This is a genomic window from Paraburkholderia sp. JHI869, assembly GCF_038900775.1.
Taxonomy (GTDB): domain Bacteria; phylum Pseudomonadota; class Gammaproteobacteria; order Burkholderiales; family Burkholderiaceae; genus Paraburkholderia.
The window spans coordinates 471,087-492,185 of the sequence record NZ_JAYMSC010000002.1 but is presented as its reverse complement, the minus strand read 5'-3'; the positions used below and the strand labels follow the sequence as shown (position 1 = coordinate 492,185).

19 protein-coding genes are annotated in these 21,099 nt (G+C 65.6%); 10 read left to right on the top strand and 9 right to left on the bottom strand.

The window, feature by feature from the left end; genetic code table 11:
• Positions 1-79: 79 nt before the first annotated feature.
• Both VSR72_RS05505 and VSR72_RS05500 read right to left on the bottom strand, forming a co-directional pair.
• Positions 80-3,580 (bottom strand): maltotransferase domain-containing protein, encoded by a 3,501-nt coding sequence (locus VSR72_RS05505; protein WP_342951391.1) that lies wholly within the window; start codon positions 3,578-3,580, stop codon positions 80-82.
• 334 nt (positions 3,581-3,914) lie between these two features.
• A complete protein-coding gene (locus tag VSR72_RS05500) occupies positions 3,915-4,571 on the bottom strand; it encodes a DUF1345 domain-containing protein (protein ID WP_342951390.1) in 657 nt (218 codons plus the stop codon).
• A gap of 318 nt (positions 4,572-4,889) precedes the next feature.
• Between VSR72_RS05500 and VSR72_RS05495 the strand changes: the two genes are divergently transcribed.
• The 4 genes from VSR72_RS05495 to VSR72_RS05480 all read left to right on the top strand — a co-directional run bounded on the left by VSR72_RS05495 (position 4,890) and on the right by VSR72_RS05480 (position 9,491).
• Complete coding sequence (locus VSR72_RS05495) at positions 4,890-5,471, top strand: sugar dehydrogenase complex small subunit (RefSeq protein ID WP_342951581.1); 582 nt, start codon at positions 4,890-4,892, stop codon at positions 5,469-5,471.
• Positions 5,472-5,552: 81 nt separating this feature from the next.
• The gene (locus VSR72_RS05490) at positions 5,553-7,154 is read left to right on the top strand and encodes a GMC family oxidoreductase (protein WP_342951389.1); all 1,602 of its coding nucleotides are present in this window, start codon (positions 5,553-5,555) and stop codon (positions 7,152-7,154) included.
• Between the two features lie 13 nt (positions 7,155-7,167).
• On the top strand, positions 7,168-8,571 hold the full coding sequence (locus VSR72_RS05485; RefSeq protein WP_342951388.1) for a cytochrome c: 1,404 nt from the start codon (positions 7,168-7,170) through the stop codon (positions 8,569-8,571).
• 179 nt (positions 8,572-8,750) lie between these two features.
• Positions 8,751-9,491 carry a metallophosphoesterase gene (locus VSR72_RS05480; RefSeq protein ID WP_342951387.1) on the top strand — a complete coding sequence of 247 codons (741 nt, stop codon included), beginning with the start codon at positions 8,751-8,753 and terminating at the stop codon, positions 9,489-9,491.
• A gap of 15 nt (positions 9,492-9,506) precedes the next feature.
• Here the strand turns inward: VSR72_RS05480 and VSR72_RS05475 are convergent, their stop codons facing one another.
• A complete protein-coding gene (locus VSR72_RS05475; protein WP_342951386.1) occupies positions 9,507-10,208 on the bottom strand; it encodes an RES family NAD+ phosphorylase in 702 nt (233 codons plus the stop codon).
• Entirely contained in the window at positions 10,205-10,633 is a 429-nt protein-coding gene (locus tag VSR72_RS05470) for an MbcA/ParS/Xre antitoxin family protein (protein ID WP_342951385.1), read from the bottom strand. The genes VSR72_RS05475 and VSR72_RS05470 overlap by 4 nt, the downstream gene beginning before the upstream one ends.
• A gap of 118 nt (positions 10,634-10,751) precedes the next feature.
• On the opposite strand from VSR72_RS05470, the gene VSR72_RS05465 reads away from it, so the two are divergent.
• Positions 10,752-11,252 (top strand): hypothetical protein, encoded by a 501-nt coding sequence (locus VSR72_RS05465; protein ID WP_342951384.1) that lies wholly within the window; start codon positions 10,752-10,754, stop codon positions 11,250-11,252.
• A gap of 7 nt (positions 11,253-11,259) precedes the next feature.
• On the opposite strand, the gene VSR72_RS05460 is transcribed toward VSR72_RS05465, so the two are convergent.
• Positions 11,260-12,111: a LysR substrate-binding domain-containing protein gene (locus tag VSR72_RS05460; protein ID WP_342951383.1), complete on the bottom strand. Its 852-nt coding sequence runs from the start codon at positions 12,109-12,111 to the stop codon at positions 11,260-11,262.
• Positions 12,112-12,212: 101 nt separating this feature from the next.
• On the opposite strand from VSR72_RS05460, the gene VSR72_RS05455 reads away from it, so the two are divergent.
• Positions 12,213-12,596 carry a tautomerase family protein gene (locus VSR72_RS05455; RefSeq protein ID WP_342951382.1) on the top strand — a complete coding sequence of 128 codons (384 nt, stop codon included), beginning with the start codon at positions 12,213-12,215 and terminating at the stop codon, positions 12,594-12,596.
• Between the two features lie 65 nt (positions 12,597-12,661).
• Here the strand turns inward: VSR72_RS05455 and VSR72_RS05450 are convergent, their stop codons facing one another.
• The gene (locus VSR72_RS05450; protein WP_342951580.1) at positions 12,662-13,213 is read right to left on the bottom strand and encodes a TetR/AcrR family transcriptional regulator; all 552 of its coding nucleotides are present in this window, start codon (positions 13,211-13,213) and stop codon (positions 12,662-12,664) included.
• A 142-nt stretch (positions 13,214-13,355) separates the two neighbouring features.
• On the opposite strand from VSR72_RS05450, the gene VSR72_RS05445 reads away from it, so the two are divergent.
• Both VSR72_RS05445 and VSR72_RS05440 read left to right on the top strand, forming a co-directional pair.
• Complete coding sequence (locus tag VSR72_RS05445) at positions 13,356-14,018, top strand: DUF3313 domain-containing protein (protein ID WP_342951381.1); 663 nt, start codon at positions 13,356-13,358, stop codon at positions 14,016-14,018.
• Positions 14,019-14,042: 24 nt separating this feature from the next.
• Positions 14,043-15,617: an MlaD family protein gene (locus VSR72_RS05440; protein WP_342951380.1), complete on the top strand. Its 1,575-nt coding sequence runs from the start codon at positions 14,043-14,045 to the stop codon at positions 15,615-15,617.
• Between the two features lie 13 nt (positions 15,618-15,630).
• Here VSR72_RS05440 and ppk2 read toward each other — a convergent pair whose 3' ends face one another.
• A complete protein-coding gene (ppk2, locus tag VSR72_RS05435; protein ID WP_342951579.1) occupies positions 15,631-16,668 on the bottom strand; it encodes a polyphosphate kinase 2 in 1,038 nt (345 codons plus the stop codon).
• A gap of 247 nt (positions 16,669-16,915) precedes the next feature.
• Positions 16,916-17,134 carry a YdcH family protein gene (locus tag VSR72_RS05430; RefSeq protein ID WP_201696158.1) on the bottom strand — a complete coding sequence of 73 codons (219 nt, stop codon included), beginning with the start codon at positions 17,132-17,134 and terminating at the stop codon, positions 16,916-16,918.
• Between the two features lie 233 nt (positions 17,135-17,367).
• Here VSR72_RS05430 and VSR72_RS05425 point away from each other — a divergent pair, with 233 nt between their 5' ends.
• Together VSR72_RS05425 and VSR72_RS05420 are read left to right on the top strand one after the other, a co-directional pair.
• Entirely contained in the window at positions 17,368-19,035 is a 1,668-nt protein-coding gene (locus tag VSR72_RS05425) for a CHAD domain-containing protein (RefSeq protein ID WP_342951379.1), read from the top strand.
• Between the two features lie 82 nt (positions 19,036-19,117).
• Positions 19,118-20,044: a TOBE domain-containing protein gene (locus VSR72_RS05420; RefSeq protein ID WP_342951378.1), complete on the top strand. Its 927-nt coding sequence runs from the start codon at positions 19,118-19,120 to the stop codon at positions 20,042-20,044.
• A 60-nt stretch (positions 20,045-20,104) separates the two neighbouring features.
• Here VSR72_RS05420 and VSR72_RS05415 read toward each other — a convergent pair whose 3' ends face one another.
• Entirely contained in the window at positions 20,105-20,806 is a 702-nt protein-coding gene (locus VSR72_RS05415) for a phosphatase PAP2 family protein (RefSeq protein ID WP_342951377.1), read from the bottom strand.
• Positions 20,807-21,099 lie beyond the last annotated feature (293 nt).

Sequence of the window (21,099 nt, the reverse complement as noted above, 5' to 3'; positions counted from 1 at the left end):
TGTGGGTCCTGTGCGGTCGAGTCTCGCGTGACGGTCTGCATATTGGTTGCCACAGGCTCGTGCGTTGCGGGGTCGCGTTTCATGTCGCTCCTCCGGGCGGGAAGTCCGCGTCGAGTTCGGGATGGCCCTCGACGTGCTCATCGTGTTCGTCGTGCTCAGGCAGCGGCTCTTCGCGCGGCAAGCCCTTTGCGGGCTCGATGCGCCAGATCGCAAACGGGCGCGCATGCGGGTCGAGCCGCACGTGCTGCCAGCGGCCATGCCACTCGAAGCGATCGCCCGTCATTTCGTCGACGACATTGAGCGGGGCATGGTCGTCGAGGTGCCAGCGCTGGAACGTCGCCCACGAAAGTTCGAAGTCGGCGCCCTGCTCGTTGAAGGCGTCGAGACTGATGGCGACGACGAGCACGTTGTCGCGCGCGGGCGTGGCTTTCTCGAAGCAGAGCAGCGAGTCGTTGCGCGCGTCGAGGAACGTGATGCCGAGATGCGTCTGCAGCGCGGGGTTGGCGCGGCGAATGCGGTTGAGCGTGGCGATCTCCGCGACGATATTGCCGGGGCGATGCCAGTCCCAGGCGCGCAGCTGATATTTTTCGGAGTCCAGATATTCTTCCGAATTGGGCATGGCGCGCCCTTCACACAGCTCGAATCCGCAATACACGCCCCACAGCCCCGAAAGCGTCGCGGCCAGCGCCGCACGGATCAGGAAGCTCGAGCGCGCGCCGGTCTGCAAATGGCGCGGATTGATGTCGGGCGTATTGACGAAGAAGTTCGGGCGATAGAAGTCCCGCACCTCGGTTTGCGTGAGTTCCGTGAGGTACTCGGTGAAATCGCGCTTCGACTCGCGCCACGTGAAATACGTGTACGACTGCGAAAAGCCAAGTTTGGCAAGGCGGTACATGAGGCGCGGCCGCGTGAAGGCTTCGGAGAGGAAGATCACATCGGGATGGCGCGCGCGCACGTCGGCGATCATCCATTCCCAGAACGGCAGCGGCTTCGTGTGCGGGTTGTCCACGCGGAAAATGCGCACACCCGTGTCCACCCAGAACAGGATCGCGTCGCGCAGCGCGAGCCACAAATCGGGCTTCGCGTCGTGCGCGTAGAACTCGGGGTTCACGATGTCCTGGTACTTCTTCGGCGGGTTTTCGGCGTAGCGCAGCGTGCCGTCGGGCCGCCATGCGAACCAGGTGGGATGCGCCTTCAACCACGGGTGGTCGGGCGAGCATTGAATTGCGAAATCGAGCGCGATTTCGAGGCCTTGTTCGTGCGCCGCGGCGAGCATGCGGCAGAAGTCCTCGAGCGTGCCCAGTTGCGGATGCACTGCGGTGTGGCCGCCTTCGGCCGCGCCGATCGCATAGGGGCTGCCCACGTCGCCGGGCTGCGCATTGAGCGTGTTGTTGCGCCCCTTGCGGTTTGCGAGGCCGATGGGGTGGATCGGCGGGAAGTACAGCACGTCGAAGCCCATTTCGCGAATGCGCGGCATCTTCGCGATCACGTCGTCGAAGGTGCCGTGGCGCGATTCGTCGTCGCTCATCGAGCGCGGGAAGATTTCATACCAGTTCGCGAAACGCGCGGCGCTGCGTTCCGCGTCCACCCGATTGACGATGATGTCGCGCGAAAGGAACGGGCGGTGGCGCGCGGCGCGCACGGCCGCGGCTGTAGAAGGCGCGGCAATGATCGCGCAACGTGTTTCGGTGTCCGCAGCAATGAAGCGCTTGACGATGGCGTCGAGCGTTTCGTTGCTGCGCTTCTGGTCATCGCCGCTCGTGCCCGACGTTTCCGCCGTGGCGAGCACGAGTGCGAACAGGCGGCTCGCTTCCTCCAGTTCCAGATCGACGGGCTGGTTCGCCACGCGCTTCTTGTGCAGATGTTCCGCGAGCGAGGCGAAGTCGTCGCGCCAGGCGATCACGACGTACTCGTAGCGTCCCACGCGATCGAGCGGAATGTTGCCCGCCCACAGGTCGGTGCCGGGGGGCGCCACGGGCGACATCGGCGACTCGTGCCACGCGGTTTCGTCGGCGGCGCGCCAGAGCACGGCGGCGTCGATTTTGTCGTGGCCTTCGGCGAAGATCGCCGCGCGCACTTCGCAGCGCTCGCCCACGGTGCGCTTCGCGGCGAAGCGTCCGTGATCGACCGAGGGCTGCGCGCTCTCGATCGCAATGCGCGGCGCGGCGATCGCCTCGAGCACGCTCTTGTGGCCGCTCGTGTCCGTCTTGCCGCGATCTTCGGGCGGCGCGAGCACCACGAGCGGGCTCGCGAGCGCGCGGAACATCCAGCATGCGCCAGCTGGCAGCGCGAACGTGTCGGGGATCGCGCTCGCGTCGCGAGACGCGGGCAGGCGTGCGCCGCGCAGCGTTTCGGCGTCGAGCGGCGCGAAGCGCGTGAAGCCGCCAGGCACGCCGTCGAGCAGGCGAGAGAGATCCACGCGCACCGGCGCGGCGAGCGCGGGATTGATGAGCGTGAGCACGGCGTCGCCCGCATCGCGCAGGTCTGCGCGGTCGCCGCGCAAGAGCGCCGCGACGCTCGCACCAGGACCGTTGAGCGCGCGCAATTCGCCGTTCGTTTGCAGCGTCCACGTTTCGCGTTGCAGCGCGTTGGCGTGCGCGACGTCTGCGCTCAGGTCGAATGGCGCGCGCGCTTTCGCAGCTTCCCACGCCTGCGCGCTGTTGCCGCTGTGCGCGGTCGCTTCGTCCACGCCGTATTCGAAGCCCATCGGCATCAGCCAGCCGGTGCCGAGCGCGGCTGCCGTGCGCAGCATGCGGCGATACGCGCGCTCGACGGCGCGTGCATCGGCGGCGCCTTCCTGGTCGTGCGCGTAGCGCGCGCCATAGGGCGGTTCTGGAAACGTTATCGGCGAGCCCACGCGGCGCAGTGCGGCGTGCTCCTCGACCATCCAGCTCGACGAGAAGTCCCACCAGCGCAACGAGGAGAAGGCTGCGTCGAAGCCTGCACCTTCGAGGTGCGCGATCGCTTCGCGCGGCAAGCCGGGCGTAGCGGCGAGCCAGCGCGTTTGCGGAAAGCGCGCACGCACGGCGTCGAAGATCGCGCGCAGCACATGGGGCGGCGTGCTGTGCGGCGAGTCCACGCGAAAGCCGCCGATGCCCGCTTCGACGAGCGCGACGGCGTGCGCGGTCCACCATGCAATGAGCGGCGCGCTCGCGCGCTCGAAATCGGCGTACGCAACGTTGGCTTCGCGATGGCCGTGGCGTGGATCGAGGCGCGCGTCTTCGGGCTCGAAGGGGTGGAACCACTCGGGATGGGCGGCGTAGAGCGCGCCGTCGGCGGCGCTGCGATCGAGCACGAGGTCCGCGAGCAGCGTGACGCCGCGCGCTTGCGCCGCGAGCGCGAGTTCGCGTATGGCGTCGGCGGCGGGAAGCTTGCTGCCGAAGGCCGCGTTCAGGCGCGCATGGTCGGCGACGATGCGGTCGTCGCCCGACGCGCCCGAGGCGAACAGCGCGCCTATCAGGACGTGATCGAAGCCAAGCGACGCCGCGCGGGCGATGTGCGCCGGCCACGCGTCGAGTGGTCCTGCAAGCACGGAATGGACGAAGTAGATCCGCGGCGCGTAGGCGTGGGGAGGTTCCATCGGTCGTATTCCAGGTACGTCAGGCGAAGGGGATGCAATTCGACGTTAGCCGAAATGCGATCGCGCCGCCCGGGGGCTGCCGGAGCGTGCCGCGCTGCGCGTGTGGACAGGCACCTGTTCAGAGTAGTGCAAGAGCAGGCCGGAACCAAACCGCTTGCGCCGCGTGGCGACTTGCGTTGGAGGGGAGCAAGGCACATGCCCATGTGGAGCGCGCCTGCACGCCGCCGCGCGCTGGCGCACGTTCGCAAAGCCTGGGCGAAAAAAGCGCGCGAAAAATCCGCTACGGCCGGCGGCGATTGCCGGTATCCGTTGCAGCGAGGAAAAAGGAGGCGGACTAGCTACCGACCATGCTCGCGGCGATGTTCACACATAGCCCTAGCACAGAAACGTTGAAATAGAACGACAAAATCGATTGTGCGAGCACACCGCGGCGCGCACTGCGCCCGCGCAGGCCGATATCGGCGGTTTGCGAGGCACAGGCGATGGTGAACGAGAAGTACAGAAAGTCCCAGTAATTCGGCGTGAGCTTTTTGTCGGGAAACACGAGGGCGGGCTCGTCGGGATCGGAGCCGTAGTACACCCGTGCGTAGTGCAGCGTGAAGATGGTGGGAATGAGAAACCACGCGCCGATGAGCGTGGCGCCCGTGAGCAGCGAATGCAGCACTTTCGAGGCCGTGTCGAGGTCTTTCGTCGTGCCCAGTTCGATGACGATGGCGACAATGCTCGCGACCGTTGCGGTGCAGATGAGAAACAGCACGGTGCCCGCGTTTTCATCTTCGCGGCGGGCGTTCGCGCGCACGCTCTCTTCGTTTGCGAACACCATGTGCACCCACATCAGGACGAGATAGGTCCACACCGTCGCGTCCCAGCCTAGCAGGACGCGCGCCGAAGTGTGGATCCTGGCGGGCGCGAATGCGCCGAGCACGACGCCCACGGCGATGGCGATCATCATGTGCGGCCGGTTGCGCAGTACCTGCGGAATGAGGTTCATGGCGTATGGCGTGAGGGATGCAGATGAATTGCGGCGATTCTACCGTGCGAGCCTTTGCGTGGTGGCGCGCTGTTATGCCGGGCATGCAAGCTTTCGGTTTGTCTTATCGGGTCATAAGGGGCTATATTGCTTGCGCAACGCGGCAACGGTGCATATGCAGCGATGCGCGTTGAACGACGATAACAAACGTTTATTGTCGACTCAAAGTATCAAGCGCCGCCCGCGCCGGCGGCAAGCGTGTTTCGCCCCCCAGCCAGGGGAACCTGGCGGGGATCGACCTCATCTGGAGCGCTCATGACAGATGTGACACAACACGGGATGTCTCAGGCGCCGCACGATCTTCCCGCCGCATTTGACCGCCACGGCCGTCCCGGCCGCAGGCGTTTCGTTTCGGGAGCGTGCGCAGCGGCGCTGCTCGCCTTCGCGGCTGCCGGGGGTTCTCGCGCGCCCTTCGGCATGGGCCGCGCGCTTGCAGCTACACCCGCGGCAACACCCGCATCCGGTAGCGGCTATGACGCTTTCATCAAGCTATCGCAACGCCTCACTGGCCGCACGAGTTTCAACGCCGTGCTCGGCAAGCGCGTCTACGCTGCGCTCGACCACGCGAGCAGCCAGTTCGACGCGAACGTCGCCACGCTCAACACGTGGATTCAAGGCCACGGCGGCGTGCCCTCCGATACGGTGACCGCTGCGCTCAAGACCGATCAGCCGGAACTCGCTTCGATGGTGGGAGACATCATGCGCGCGTGGTATCTCGGTCTCGTGGGCGAGATGCCGAAGGTGCAGGTGGTGGCATTCGAAAAGGCGTTGATGTTCGACCCCGTCAACGACGTGCTCACGATTCCCTCGTACTGCCGCGACGTACCGTTCTACTGGAAGCTCAAACCCGGTGGCGAATAGCGGAACAAAAAGCGACACGACGAGCGCACATAGCGGACCGCGCCAGGTCCCCACAATGAAAGCCAAAGGAAGAGGTCGACAATGGCGATAGGATATTCCGCCGACGTGGTCGTCGTCGGCTCCGGCGTGGCGGGCGCTCTGGTGGCGCACCAGCTCGCGCAGGCCGGCGCTTCCGTGGTCCTGCTCGAGGCGGGGCCGCGCCTCGCGCGCTGGCAGATCGTGGAGAACTTTCGCAACTCTCCCGCCAAGGTTGATTTCGCCACGCCGTATCCTTCCGTAAGCTACGCGCCGCATCCTGAATACGTGCCGCCCAACGACTATCTCGTGCAGAAGGGCGATTATCCGTACAACTCACAGTATTTGCGGCTCGTGGGCGGCACCACGTGGCACTGGGCCGCCGCCGCGTGGCGTTTGTTGCCCGCGGACTTTCGTTTGAAGACGCAGTACGGTGTGGGCCGCGACTGGCCCTATCCTTATGACACGCTGGAGCCGTGGTATCAGCTCGCGGAAATGGAGTTGGGCGTGTCGGGACCGGACGCGACGTACGATCTCGGCTCGCCGCGCTCGAGGCCGTATCCAATGAGCATGTTGCCGCTTTCGTGGATGGATCAGCGCTTCTCGCAAGTGCTGAATGCGAATGGCTTTCACGTAGTGCCCGAGCCGGTGGCGCGCAACAGCCGCCCGTTCGATGCGCGCCCCACTTGCTGCGGCAACAACAATTGCATGCCAATCTGCCCGATCGGTGCGATGTACAACGGCGTGGTGCATGCGGACAAAGCCGAGCATGCGGGCGCCAAGCTCGTGCCGCAGGCCGTGGTTTATCGCATCGAGGCCGACAACAAAGGGCTCGTCACCGCGGTCCACTACAAGGACCCGAACGGCAGAAGCACGCGTGTGACCGGCAAGCTCTTCGTGCTCGCTGCGAACGGCATCGAAACGCCCAAGCTCATGCTGATGTCGAAGAGCGATGCGTTCCCGCACGGCATTGGCAACAGCTCCGGCCAGGTGGGTCGCAATCTCATGGATCATCCGGGCACGGGCGTCACGTTCATGGCCAACGAACCGCTATGGCCGGGGCGCGGGCCCATGGAAATGACCTCGGTCGTGAACTTCCGCGACGGTGCGTTCCGCTCGGAATATGCGTCGAAGAAACTGCATCTCTCGAACGCGGTGCCTACGATGGCCGTCACTGCCGCGCTCATCAAGAACGGCTTGACCGGCGCGGAGCTGGACCGGCAGATACGCGAGCGCACGTCGCGCACGCTCACCATCAACAGCTTCCACGAACACTTGCCCGAGCCGCAGAACCGTGTGCTGCCATCGAGCGATCACAAAGACGGGCTCGGCATTCCGCAGCCCGAGATCTATTACTCGATCAACGACTACGTGAAGAAGAGCGCGGCGAACACGCATGATCTCTACGCGCAGATCGCGCAGCTTTTCGGTGGCACGGACGTCGTGTTCGACGACACGTTCGCGCCGAACAATCACATCATGGGCACGACGATCATGGGCGCGAACGCCGCCGATTCGGTCGTCGATGCCGACTGCCGCACGCACGACCATTCGAATTTGTTCGTCGCCAGCAGCGCGGTGATGCCCTCGGCCGCTTCCGTGAACTGCACGCTGACGATCGCCGCACTGTCGCTGAAGCTGGCCGACAAGCTGCGCCACGAGCTTTGATACGAGCCAGACGATGAAAACAACGAAGTCTTCCACCGCGGCCATCGCCAGTCACGAGCGAGAGAGACGCGCGCGTGCCGCCGTCGCGGCCGCGCTTTTCTGCGCCTTCGCGCTCTATATCGCGTGGCACGCCGCGCACGAATCGCAAACGCGCCCCGTCGACGAACTGCCGATGTCCACGGCGCGCGGCGACGACACATCCACACCCGATGCGGACGCCGACAAGCCCGAGCTCATCAGGCGCGGCGCTTATCTCGCGCGCTTAGGCGATTGCGCCGCGTGCCATACCGCGGACCCAGGCAGGCCATTTGCGGGCGGCCTGCCCATCAGCACGCCGTTTGGAAAAATCTACACGCCGAACATCACGCCGGACCCCGACACCGGCATCGGCCAATGGAGCGATACCGACTTCGTGCGCGCGCTGCACGAAGGCATCGGCAAGGGCGGCGAGCGGCTCTATCCGGCCTTCCCTTACGTCGAATACACGCGCATGACCGAGCAGGACATGCTCGCGATCCGCGCGTATCTGAATACCGTTGCGCCGGTGCATTACACGCCGCCCGCGAACGAATTGCGCTTTCCGTTCAATCAGCGCTGGCTGATGATCTTGTGGAATCTCTTCAACTTCGAGGAAGGCCGCTTCGTGCCGGACCCGAAGCAAAGCGCCGAATTCAACCGCGGCGCCTATCTGGTCGAAGGCCTCGCGCATTGCGAGGAGTGCCACACGCCGCGCAACTTCATGCAGGGCCTCAAGACGACCGAGCGCTTTTCGGGCGCGACGCAAGCGGGGTGGCAGGCGTACAACATCACGCCCGACCGCACGAGCGGCATTGGCCACTGGAGCGACGACGCGCTCATTGCCTACCTTTCCACGGGGATTGCCGCGGGTCACGCAAGTGCCGCGGGCCCCATGGCGGAGGTGATCCAGCACTCGACGCAATATCTGACGCACGAGGACCTGCGCTCGATCGTGGCGTACCTGCGGGCGCTGCCGCCGGTATCGGGCGGCGTGACGCGGCCGCGAGATGCGTGGGGCAAGCCCGCCGTGGACGACATTACCGCGCTGCGCGGCACGGCGATCGCGGCCGCGAACGGCTTGCAGCTATTCGTGGCGAATTGCGCGAGCTGCCACCACTGGACCGGCGAGGGCGTGGGGGGAAGCGCGCCGGGGGCGTATCCGTCGCTCATACACAACAGCGTGGCGGGCGCGCCGAGCGCCGACAACCTCGCGATGGTGATCCTGCACGGCGTGAGGCGTCAAACGAAGGACAGCGACGTGTTGATGCCGGCATTCGGCGATGAATTGAACAACGAACAGGTGGCGGCCATTTCCAACTACGTGACGAATCAATTCGGCAATCCGCAGGCCACCCTTACGGCCGGCCAGGTCGCGGCGCTGCGCGCCCAGCCGCGGTAACTCCCGGACGACGGGACTTTGCGCTGCGTTCGCGCCAGCAGTTGCTTCTGCAAACGCGTATGCTGTAGAGCAGGCACGCCACTTGCATGCGGTCTGCCTCGTGGCGCGCCTGTCGCTATCGAATTTTTTACGATATTTGGCGCTCATATGGCCCACTCACACAGCGCTATGATGAAGTAATGACGCATACACCCGACGCTCTCGTGCAGCACCATGCCGCCAACCTTGCAGGTCGCGATTTCGTAGTAGGCGATTTGCATGGTTGCGTGGAGGCGTTGCGCTATCTATTGCGTGAAGTCGAGTTCGACACCGCGCGTGACCGGCTGTTTTCGGTGGGCGATCTCGTTGACCGCGGCGAGCGCGAGCAATGCGAACAGGCGCTCGCGTTGCTCGACAAGCCGTGGTTCTATGCCGTGCTCGGCAATCACGAAGACGCGCTGTGCGCCGTGGCCGAAGGTCGGATGCCGCGCAATCGCTGGTATGGCATCGGTGGCGGCTGGGCGCAGAGCGTGCCCGACGCCGAACTCGTGCACTACGCGCAACGGCTGCGCCAGTTGCCGCTTGCCCGCGTGGTGGGCGAGGGCGAAAAGCGCTTCAACATCATCCACGCAGAATTTTTCGGTGACGACGCCGCGCTCGACAGCGGCCAGTTCGACTCCGTCGTGCGCGAACGCATGCTTTGGGGGCGCGATCTCGTGCTCGGCACGGGCGACCCGGCGCGTCATGCGCTCTCGCTCACGTTCTGCGGGCATACGCCGGTGCGCGAAGTGCGGCAGATCGGCTCGCAGGTGTTCATCGACACCGGCGCGTTCATCACCGAAGGACGCCTCAGCATGGTCGAGGCGCTCACGTCGCGCATCTGGTCGGTCTCGCAGGTCGAAGCGCTCGCGCACGGCGCGGCCGCGATCGTGTTGCCCTGAGGCTCGCCGTTCGGGCTATACGATGCGGTTCAACTCGAACACCATGTCGACGGTGTGCCCATTCCAGTTGTATTCCAGATACGCCGCGTGATGGCACGCGCGCAGCAGCGTAGTGCTGAGCGCGGCGAGGCATTCGCCGTCCTCGTCGCGCACCGACGGATAGGCAATGCCGGGCGCACGCGCCTCGCGCGCGACGCGGCCTAGCGCCTGGCCGGCCGTGTAGTCGTTGGGCGAGAGCACGCCTGGGTCGAGCGCGGGGTCGTCGCGCAGATCGATCACCTCGCCATGCGCGATCACCGTGTAGAGCCGCATTTGCTGGCGGATGGGCGGCTCGTTCGTGGCCGCGAGAAAAAGCCCCGAGTGATAGCGCGTTTCCGCAACGGCGGTCGCGCGCGAGCGCGCGCAGTAGAACACGCCGTAGGTGCCATCGGAAAAACGGCTGCCCTGCGGATTCAGATGCGTGAACGCCGCCATGATCGGCCCGTAGCCGGGACCGAAGCGGCGCTCCTCGCGCGGCACGAGATCGAGGTCGCCGGTTTCGGTGCGCAGGCGGTCGTTGGTCAGCGCTTCGAGCGCGTAGAGCGCCTCGAAGTCGTCCGCGGAAGCCACGCGATCGAACAGGTTCACAGCGGGAAAGCGGGTGGGTATCACCCTGAACGCGGGTGACCAGGTGAGCTGCGCGCTGCGCCAGCGGTCTTGCCAGTTCGTTTGCGTCACGCCCAGCCGCCTCGCATTGCGTCGAGATACTGGCGCACCGCCACGAGGTCGCTGACATTGCCGGCCAGCATGCGGTCGAGCGCGCGCCGGCCGCCAAAGGGCGGCGCGCTGTTGGGGCGCTTGATCCAGGTGTCGGCGGAGGTGGGTTGGGGCAGGAGAATCTGCAGCGCCTTGTAGATGCCGAGCAGCAGCGAAAGGCGCTCGAGTGTGTCGCGGCCCAGCCGGGCGGTTTGCGGGGACTGCTTCCACTTGAAGTACGTGGATCGGCCCGGCGAGCCGAGCAGAATAATCTGCTCTTCGGCGCTCAGGTCCCAGTCGCTCGCAATTCGGAAGAACGCCCTCAGCCCCGCCGCCGACATTTCGGTGAGCGAGGGTTCGGCGCCGGGACGGCGCGACGGAGAGACGGAAGCAGTGGCGGGTGACATGGTGGTCGAGTCCTGAATTGAACTTTTAGTAGATATTAGTCCATATATGGATTATTGCAAGTTTTGACTCGGTATAATTCTCGCCGGACATTGGGACGGCATTTTGGGGAGAGACGGGGTGCGGGCAGGCGTATTGATGGTCGCGGCAATGGTTTTTGCCGCGCCGGTATGGGCATTGGGGCAGGGGAAGACGGCGGGGGCGCATGCGGGGCAGGCAGCGGATGCTGCCCGGCAATCGCACGGCGCGCAGACATCCAAAGCGCGTGGCGGGCGCGGCGGTGCGGCGTCTCACACGACCGGACACCACACGCACGCGGCGGGTTCCACGACGCATGCGAGCGCCCCGCGCAGTGCTGCGAAGGCCGGCAAGCCTTCGCACGCTAACGGCCACGTCGCGGCGCAGCGACACACGCCCGGCGAGGCCCACGCGGCGGCAGGCGCGCATCATCCGGCTTCTGGCGCAGCGCCCGCGCCCCAAACCGTCACGCAAAAGCGTCCCACGCCGAAGCCTGCCGCGGTGCGTCCCGCGGCGCGCCACAAGCTCGTAGTGGATGCGCCGCCGCCGCACATCCAGCGCGCGATTCCCGCGCCGCACGCGCTGCCGCCCATCCTGAGCTGAGCGCCGTTCAGCCCGTGCCGAGCCCCGAAGCGAGCAATTGCAGCGTCGCAGCGGTCCTGGGCTCGCGCACCCGCGAGTGAAGCATCACATGCGAAACCGGCAGCGCGGGCAAGCCGAGCCTTGCGCCGACGTCGATGAGTTCGCGCGGCGCGACGCGGCGCGCCAGCGGCGAGACCGCCAGACCCGCGGCCAGCGCCGCACCCACCGCGGCGACGCCGCCGCCCACGAACACTTCGGTCCACGCCACGCCCGCGGCGTCGAGTGCGCGAACTGCCGCGGCCCGCACCGCGCAAGGCGCGGCGAGCAGCGCGAGCGGCAGCGCCGTGCCGGACTGCCACTGCCACTGCGGCGCCGCTAGCCAGACCAGCGGCTCAGCGAAGAGCCGGCGGGCATCGCCGCGCGGCGCCTCCTCTTCCTCCTGTCGGACGATGACGGCATCGAGCCGCCGCTCGTCGAACTGCGCGAGCAGATGTGCCGAGAGCCCCAGATGCAGCTCGATGACGAGCCCCGGATCGTGAACGCGAAGCTGGGCGAGCTGGCGGGCCAGGTTCGCGTCCGCGACATGCTCGCTCAGGCCGAGCGCGAGCCGCCGCTCATCGCCCGACAGCGCCCCGAGCGCGCGCTCGTGCGCGCCCAGCAGGTCGCGAGCCGCGGCGAGGAACGTGAGCCCGTCGGCGGAGAGCCGCACGACGCGCGGCGTGCGTTCGAGCAACTGCTTGCCCAGATGCGCTTCGAGCCGCTTGAGCTTGAGGCTCACGGCCGATTGCGTGGTGTCGAGGGCGTCGGCGGCGCGCGTGAAGCTGCGCAGTTCGGCGACGAGCACGAAGGCGCGCACGGCGTCGAGATCCAGTGGTTTCATTTCAAATGGAAATGGATGAAATATCTATCTATGCCTGTTTATTATGATAGATCGCGCCTAAGCTCGTGTCATGTTCAAACCCACCGAAGAAGGAGATCGACATGCCATTCACCCGTATCGCTGTTCGCGCAGGCAAGCCCGCCACGTATCGCAAGGCGCTTACGCAGGGCATTCATCAAGCGCTGATGGAGGTGTTCAAGGCGCCCGAGGACGACATCTTCATGGTCATCACGGAGCACGATGCCGACAACTTTGTGTTCGGCCGGAACTACCTGGGAATCGAGCGCAGCGACGATCTGGTCATGATTCAGATCGCCGTGAGCAATACGCGCGGGCAGGATCAGAAGAAGGCGCTGTTCGCGCAGATTGCCGAAAACCTCGCGCGCGATCCGGGCGTGCGGCGCGAGGATGTGTTCGTCAATCTCGTGGATGTCGCGCGGGAAAACTGGTCGTTTGGGAATGGGGTGGCGCAGTACGCGACTTGAGCGCGGCGCTCGATGCCGCCTCTGTCAACATGCCTCGCGATGATTTCTTTCGCGAGGCTTTTGCCTCACCACTTCTTCTCGTCGAGAAGCCGGTCGAACAGGCGTTCCCGCAGCGCATCGGGCATGGCGGAAAGCCCGAGCAGCGTGCTGAACGCGATGCCGCTCGCGGCAAAGTAGCGTAGCAGCGAGAGTTCGAGATCGCGAGCCTCTGCCTGCAGCCTTTCCATCTTGATCGCGTCGTTGGCCTTCAGGTCGTCGAGCAGCGCCGGGCTTTCGATCAGGGCCGCGAGCACCGCGCGTGCAACGGAGTCTGGCTGGTTGATGGACTCCCTGAAGACCGCGATCTGCGATGAAAGCACCGGTTCTTTCCGGGTCTGGCTGCCCGCTGCCAGGTGATCTTGCGCGATCTGCTCGAATTGCTCGCGCTGACGATCGAGCAGCGCGCGCAGCACGCCCAGCTTGTTACGGAACTGGTGCAGCAGCCCGCCTTTGCTGATGCCGCTTTCGCGCGCAAGCGCATCGAATGTCAGTCCGCCGACCCCGTCGCGGGTCAGGATCGCAAGCGCCGCGTCAATCGCCTTTCTGCGGGAAATCTCGGAACGTGTCTGGTTATCCATGGGCGTGATTGTACCCCTGCATCCTTCTGTAAACAAACCGGATAGACGGTTTACATCCTTAGAGACCGATGCTACGCTTCGTCTCGTCGTGAACCCAGCCGGATGCCAGGCGGTATCCGGCAACTTTTAAAAGGATGCTTCCGTGCTCAACCCCCGCTTTCTTTACACGTCGTCGGCTTGCGTAGCATTCCTAACGTTATCCGCGTGTGCGGGCGTGCAGCCCGTTGCCTATAGCAGCCTCGCCTCGTCTTCCCAGCTCAAGGAGAACCGCGATAAGGACGCCGCTCAAACGCCATTCCGCTATGCGGCGCCGGTGCTGTGGTCGCGCTATTCGCAGGTCATCGTCGATCCGGTCGCCGTGTATCAAGGCGGCGACAATCAGTTCGGCGACTTGACGGAGTCTGACAAGGACGTGCTCGCCGCGTATATGCACAAGACGTTTGCCGACACGCTTTCGAAGCGTTTCGACCTCGCGACCCAGCCGTCGTCCGCGACGCTGCGCGTGAAGCTCACGCTGACCGGCGCAGAGAAAACGACAGCCGTGATCGGCCAGGCGATGCATTTCGACATCGCGGGCAATCTCTATAACGGCGTCCAGGCGATCAGGGGCGGAAAGGGGGCGTTCAGCGGTTCGGTGTCGTATGCCGTGGAGGTTTACGACAGCGCGTCGGGTCACCTGCTTCGCGCCTATGTGACGAAGCAATATCCGAACGCGATGAATCTGCCCGCAGCGTTCGGCTCCCTGAGCGCGGCCAGGACAGGCATCGACAAGGGCGCCGATGCACTCGTCGAGCAGTTGCGCTAACGGCGCGGCCGTAACGGGGAAGTTGTGAATGCCCGGCGGCGATGGCGCTCAGCAGTCTGGGTCGCCTGGCTTTTTGCGAACCTCGCTGGTGGCTTGATGTTGGCTTATTCGTTGGCTCATACGCTGGCGCATCACGGTACTCGGGTAACAGTGAGCTTCGTGTCGGGCGCAGGGCTGGCCGCCGGGAAAACGCCGGTGCGATATCGAGGCGTGGCGATTGGCCGGCTCGAACGTCTGCATGTGTCCGCGGACGGTCAGCGCGTCGATGCCGAACTGCGGCTCGATGCCGCCGGGCAACGCGCCGCCATGTGCGGCACGAAATTCTGGGTCATGCGTCCGCGCATTGACGTGAAGAACATCTCGGGGCTCATGACCGCCATATCGGGAACGTGGATCGATGTCGATATCGATGTTCATTCGCGTACGGCATGCGACACATTCATCGGATTCGACACGCCGCCGGCAATCACCAGCGACGAGGAAGGCGCGCGGTTCGTGATTCGCGCGTCGACGCTTGGCTCGCTGAACGCTGGCTCACCCGTTTATTTTCGCGGTGCGCAGGTCGGGCAGGTGCTCGGCTATTCGCTGGCCCCCAGTGGCGGTAGCGTCCGTATCGGTGTTTTCGTCCAGAAACCTTTTGATCGCCTGGTGACCTCCGATACGCGATGGTGGCAGGCGAGCGGTGTCGAACTCAAGGTAGATTCCAGCGGCATGCGGCTGGATACCCCGCCGGCCGCGGCGCTGCTCGCGGGCGGGCTGGCGTTCGAGACGCCGCGTGGGGACGTGCGTGCCGTATCCGCCACGAGCGTCGAGGATTTTCAACTCGCGGATAGCCGCACAGACGCGCTGCGCGCGAACGAGGGGCCGCCCGCCGTGGTGCGCATGCGTTTCGCGCAATCGGTGCGCGGGTTGTCGGTGGGGGCGCCAGTCGAATTTCGCGGCGTCGGATTGGGCACGGTCACGGCGATCGATATCGACCTCGGATCTGAGGGCGGCCATTTCGACATGCTGGTGACGCTGAGCCTTTATCCCTCCCGGCTCGGACGGAAGTATCGCGACGCGCTCGGCGATGGCGCGGGCACGGCGGGCAAGAATCTGCTGCGCCAGCTCGTCGCTCAGGGGCTGCGCGGACAGCTACGCACGGGAAGTCTTTTGACGGGGCAGAAGTACGTCGCACTCGACGTGTTCCCGCACGCACCGACGGCCCGTGTGGACACGGATCGCGCGCCAGTTGAACTGCCGACGGTGCCCAATTCACTTGAAGCGCTTCAGGATCAGCTGTCGAACATCGTGCGCCGGCTCGACCGCATGCCGCTTGAGGAGATCGGCCACAATCTGGATGCTTCGTTGCAGCAGTCGAATGTCTTGTTTGCGCGGCTCGATGCGGAACTCGCGCCGGCTGCGCGTTCGACACTCGAATCGGCGCAACAGGCGTTTCGTTCCGCGAACGAGCTTCTCGACCAGGGTTCGCCGTTGCAGAGCGACGCGCATCAGGCGTTGGGCGAGTTGCGACGTACGCTGGCCAGCCTGAACGCCCTGGCCGATTATCTCGAACGCCACCCGGAAGCATTGGTCTGGGGCAAGCGCGCAGACCCATGAGTCAACGAGGCGCTTACAGCACCCGACTTACCAGCAACGGATCCACCGCCCCGATCGCCTGCGCATCCCGGCTCGCATAAGGCAGCTTATGCAGCACGAACCGCATGGCATTGAGCCGCGCGCGCTTCTTGCAATCGGAGCGAACAACGGTCCACGGCGCATCGGCGGTGTCCGTTTGCGAGAACATCGCCTCCTTCGCCTGTGTGTACGCCTCCCACTTGTCGAGCGAAGCGAGATCGACAGGACTCAGCTTCCACTGCTTGAGCGGATGCACCTTGCGTTCCTTGAAGCGCCGCCGCTGCTCGGCACGGCTTACCGAAAACCAGAACTTGATCAGATGGATGCCGCTGCGAATCAACTGCCGTTCGAATTCCGGCACCTGCTGCATGAAATCGGCGTATTCCTCGGGCGTGCAAAAACCCATCACATGTTCGACGCCCGCGCGGTTGTACCAGGACCGGTCGAACAGCACGATCTCTCCCGCCGAAGGCAGATGCTGCACATAGCGCTGGAGATACCATTGGCCGCGCTCGACTTCGGTGGGCTTTTCGAGTGCCACCACGCGGGCGCCGCGCGGGTTCAGATGCTCCATGAAGCGCTTGATCGTGCCGCCCTTGCCGGCTGCGTCGCGGCCCTCGAAAAGGATCACCACGCGCTGACCGGTTTCGCGCACCCACGCCTGGAGCTTGAGCAGTTCGACTTGCAGCCGGTACTTCTGCCGCTCGTAAGCACGACGCGACATCAAGTTGCGATACGGATAGCCGCCCTCGCGCCAGCCGGCGGCGAGCTCCTCGTCGGGGTGGCGCGTGCGCGAGTTGCGCCAGTCGGCGGGGTTGCCTTCGAGGATCAGGCTGCGCAACTGGGCGGCTTCGTCGGGTGACATGCCTTGCATCAATGCCGCGATCGACTCGAGCAATACGGCGGGCGGATTTTGCCCGGTGTGAGCGCGCGTGACGAGATCGTGGACAGCGCCCGCGATCATCTCGCTCGCGGACTCAACGGCGCTGTCGACCGTGCGTAATTCGGCGCTGTGGGGCGTCACGAGCGGCAGTCGTGCGGTGGGGCTGGTGGTGTCGGAGGCGGGGTAGGGAATGGATTTGGGCATGGTGTCGGCGGCTGCGGGGAGGGGAGTGCGTGCGGAGTGACTCGCATTCAAAGCGGGGGCATCGGAGCGTGTGCGGCAATGGAGCGCGGGGAAGTCGTCGCGGCGCTGATTAGTCGCGCCAGGGCGAAGCCGGCGGCCGATGGCCAGCGCCGGCCCGCTGACGACTGGCGGCCAGCGCTGGATGCCGTCGGGCTCAGGCGTTTGCCGCCTTTCTCAGGATCAGGTAGAGCGAATCCTTGAGTTGAAGCTTTTCCTTCTTCAGCTGCTCGACTTCCATGCCATGCGAAGCCACGACGCCAGCCTCCATGTTCTTGATCTGCTGATCGAGCTCGTTGTGACGATGAAAAATCCTGGCGAAATGGTCGTCCTGGACCTTGAGGCGCGAAATCAAATCTCTGTACTCAGGGAACACTCAACACTCCTTACAGATATGCAAAATGAGAGAGAATGAAACGTAAATATTTTTCCACCGTCTCGCCGTGGCAGTCTTGACCATCATCAGACTCCGGTTGCCGAAGGGTCAGGGACGTTACCTGGCGCGTCGAGGCGCGCCCGCGTGTACCATCGATCGCGTCGTCGCAGTTTCTGGCTCTCCATCCGCTTGCACTGTTCCAAGCCGTCGCCCTACAGAACCCTGGAGCGTTCATGGATCGCGTTCTGGAAATCGTGCTGGATGTCGTGATCCCGGCAGCGCCGGGTAGAAAAAGCGCAAAAGCCGCCGGCACCACGGGAGTGGCGTCCGGGGCGCACACCAGCCCGAATCCTTCGGAGCGGGCCGCGAGCCTGCGTGCGGCCTTGCCCTCGCTCGTGGCGCTGCCGGACGCGCGCGAGCGCGTGACGACGGTCGCATTCGACCGTGGCGGCGTCCTTGGCGGGCTCGGCTGGCGCGTGGCCGTGGAATCGTACGGCGACACGCAGCACGTCGTCGTGTCGAGCCGGTGCGTTCATACGCCGGGGGTCACCGTGGTCGCGCCGATCTTCGAGGCGCCGCTCGATACGAGCGGCATTGCGCATGCGCTCTTCGACGCCGCGCCCGAGCCGTTTCGCGAGGCGCTGGGCAGCGCGGACGATCTCTCAGCAACGGCCACGCTCGTAGCTACGCGCAGCCGCTGGCAGTGGCCGCGCGACGGTATCGAGGTCCTGCTCACGCTCGACGAAGACTTGCACGTGCCATCGGCCCCGCAGCCCCCGCAGCAAGAAGCGGTGGCCCAGGACGCTCACGGCGCGGAAACGGCGCCCCTGTCCGATTCGCATGACCTGCACGAGTTGCGCGTGAGCGCCCCCTGGCCCGAAGGCGGCGACGAGCGGCCCATCGTCGATGCGCTTTTTGCCTGTGCCGCCGACCTGATCGGGGTGCTGCCCGCGTTCGTGCGCATGACCGACGCGCTGGAGCGCGCCGCTGCCGGCAGCGTGACCGGCGACGCCGAAGCCATCAAGGCCGAAGCCGTGTCTCTCGGCGGCGCGGCCACGGCCGAAGCCGCGCTCGTGGCGATTGGGCGCAACATCAGCGCGCAGTGGTTCGGCAATGACGCGGGCGTGCGCGATAGCACGAACGGCGAATTCATCCATCAGATGCGCGTGTCTCAGCGGCGGCTGCGCACCGCCATGCGCATCTTCTCGCGCTGGAGCGACGAGACCTGGGAGACGCGCATCGAGCCGGAGCTCAAATGGCTCGGCTGCCTGCTCGGAGACGCGCGTGACCGCGATGTCTTCGTCGAGTCGACGCTGCCGGCGCTCGCCGCCGCCGATCTCGAGCCGGGCCGCTGGGACGCGATTCGCGACGAGGCGAATGCGCAGCGGCTCGCCGCACGAGCCCGGCTGCGCGAGGCGCTGGCGTCGCCGCGCTACGCGTTGGCGGCGCTGGCGTGGCTCCAGTGGCTCGACACGCTCGCGCGGCGTGCGCGCGACACCGGCGACGCCGGGCTTTCGCTGCACCGCCACGCAAAGAAGCGCGTGCGGCGTTATTACGAGCGGCTCGCGAGCACGCAAAAACTCACGGCCATCGACGAGGCGAGCCGCCACCGCGCGCGCATCAATGCGAAGTATCTGCGCTATACGATCGAATTCTTCGCCACGCTCACGTCGCGCCGCACGCGCATGGAAGTGGCGCGCACGCTAGCGCGGCTGCAGAGCGTGCTCGGCGACGGCAACGACGCCGCGGTGGCCCTGCGCTATCTCGAGCGCATGGATGCCGAGCCGTATCAGCTCGGATTCGCGCGCGGCTGGTGCGAGGCCGTCAAGCGCTATACCGCGAAGGAAGGCGAGCGCCTGCTGCGCGAACTGGGCGAGCCAAAGGTGCCGCGCGGTGCTTGAGGCGCGTCTCTATAATCGCTGGCGGTTTGGCGAACCGTGCTGAATCTTTGCTCATCCCGTCTTGTTTTGGCTTGTTTTGCGCATGATGAATCCCACTGACTCGAACTCCCCACACATCGGAGCCGGCGACGCCGACGCCGGTTCCACTGCGCCATCCACCCCCTCCGAAGCGCCGGAGCTGGGCCTGGGCGGCTCGGTCTGGTTTCAGTCCGGCCGGCAGATGCTCGGTGGCGCAGCACGCATCGCGCTGCTGGAAGCCATTCACGCGACCGGTTCGATCACGGGCGCTGCGAAAGCGGTCGGCATGAGCTACAAGGGTGCCTGGGACGCCGTAGACGTCATGAACAATCTCGCGGGCGAGGCGCTCGTGGTGCGCGCGACGGGCGGCAAGGGCGGCGGCGGTACGACGCTTACGCCGCGGGCGCTGAGGCTCGTCGAAACGTTTCGCGCCATCGAGCGCGAGCACCAGCGTTTTCTCGAGCGTGCGGCGCACGCGCTCGGGGCCGTTTCGGGCGAAGGCGACGACGCGCAGGCTGGCGGGTTCGCGCGCGATCTGGCCGTGCTTGGCCGCTTCGCCATGCGCACGAGCGCGCGCAATCAGCTCTTTGGCACTGTTTCGGAGATCGTGAGGGGCGCGGTGAACGACGAGGTGTCGATCGCGGTGCCCGGCGGCGAAGCGCTCGTGGCCACGGTCACGCACGAGAGCGCCGAAGCCCTCGGGCTTGCCGCGGGCGCGCCCGTGGTGGCGCTCGTGAAGGCGACATCGGTCGTGCTGGTCGCGAGCGCGGCGGATGCGGCGCGGCTCTCGGCGCGCAACCGGCTGAGCGGGACGATCGAGGTCGTGCGGCGCGGCGCCGTGAACGCCGAAGTGACGCTCGCGTTGCCGGGCGGCGCCGTGATTGCGGCGATCGTGACCGACGCGAGCGTGGACGCGCTGGGATTCGCGCCGGGGCAAGCGGCGACGGCCGTGTTCAAGGCTTCGAGCGTGCTGCTAGGCGTGGCAGGCTGAGCGGTTGAGCAATCGGCAGCCGGTCAGCCGGTCAGCCGGGACTCGGCAGCGCAGGCGGGATCAGGCGTGGCGCTGCGCGGGCGGGGTGAGGCCGTTGCGGGTTTGCGAGACGGGCGCGACTGGCGCGCGGTTGGCGCGATTGGCCTTCCATTTGGCGCGCACGTAAGGCCGGTCGTGACCTGAAACGGTCAGCGCGATGTTCGTGACCCAGCGATGCGTGGGCACATGCACGTTGTGCAATGCGACAGTGAGCGCCGCGAGGCTCAGCGCGACAACGGCCGCCGAAATGCGCTGGGCCTGCGCGTGCCACCAGTAGCGCGCGAATACCAGAGCGGTGAGTGCCCCGACCACACAGCCCGTGACAGCCTCGGAAGGCGAGTGGGCGTCGAGCACGACGCGCGAGAGCGCGACCGCGAGCCCCACCGCGAGCCCTATGGTGACGCCTGTGGCGCGCACGAAGGACGGCGCGCCTTGCAGCATCAGGAAAAACGCGACGGGATAGACGGCCGTGGAAAGCATGGCGTGGCCGCTGATACCCGTGAAGTCAAGCTCCCTTACCCCCACGCCCCAGCCGAGAAACGCGATCTTGGTGAGCGTCACAAGGCCGATCGCCAGGCCGAGCACCAACACCCAGCTCGCCGCCATACGCCACGAGTAGCCGACCACGAGCCACAGCGCGATAGCCAACGCGAGCGGCAGGGTAAGGCCTGCGCCGCCGAGGTTGGTAATCGAGTACCAAAGGTGAATGGGCAAATCTGGCATGAGTCTGCGCTGCCGGCTGTCTGAAGAGGATCCTGAGGTTGCACGTGCTTAGCCAGCACTTGCGCTACCTCATAGCGACTCAACGCGCGAGCCGCCTGGCTGGCCGACACGCGCGTGAGACAAGTATCCAGTATAGCTGCGTCGCATAAACGCAGTCGTGCCCTGCCGTACGTACACACGGACGGAATTGAACTGTTCCGATCTGCAGCCGCGTTCAAATGGTGTTATTGTGCGTTGCACAACGACGGATCGCGGCAAAACGCCACGATGTGTCAGACCCTTTTATGAGGCCA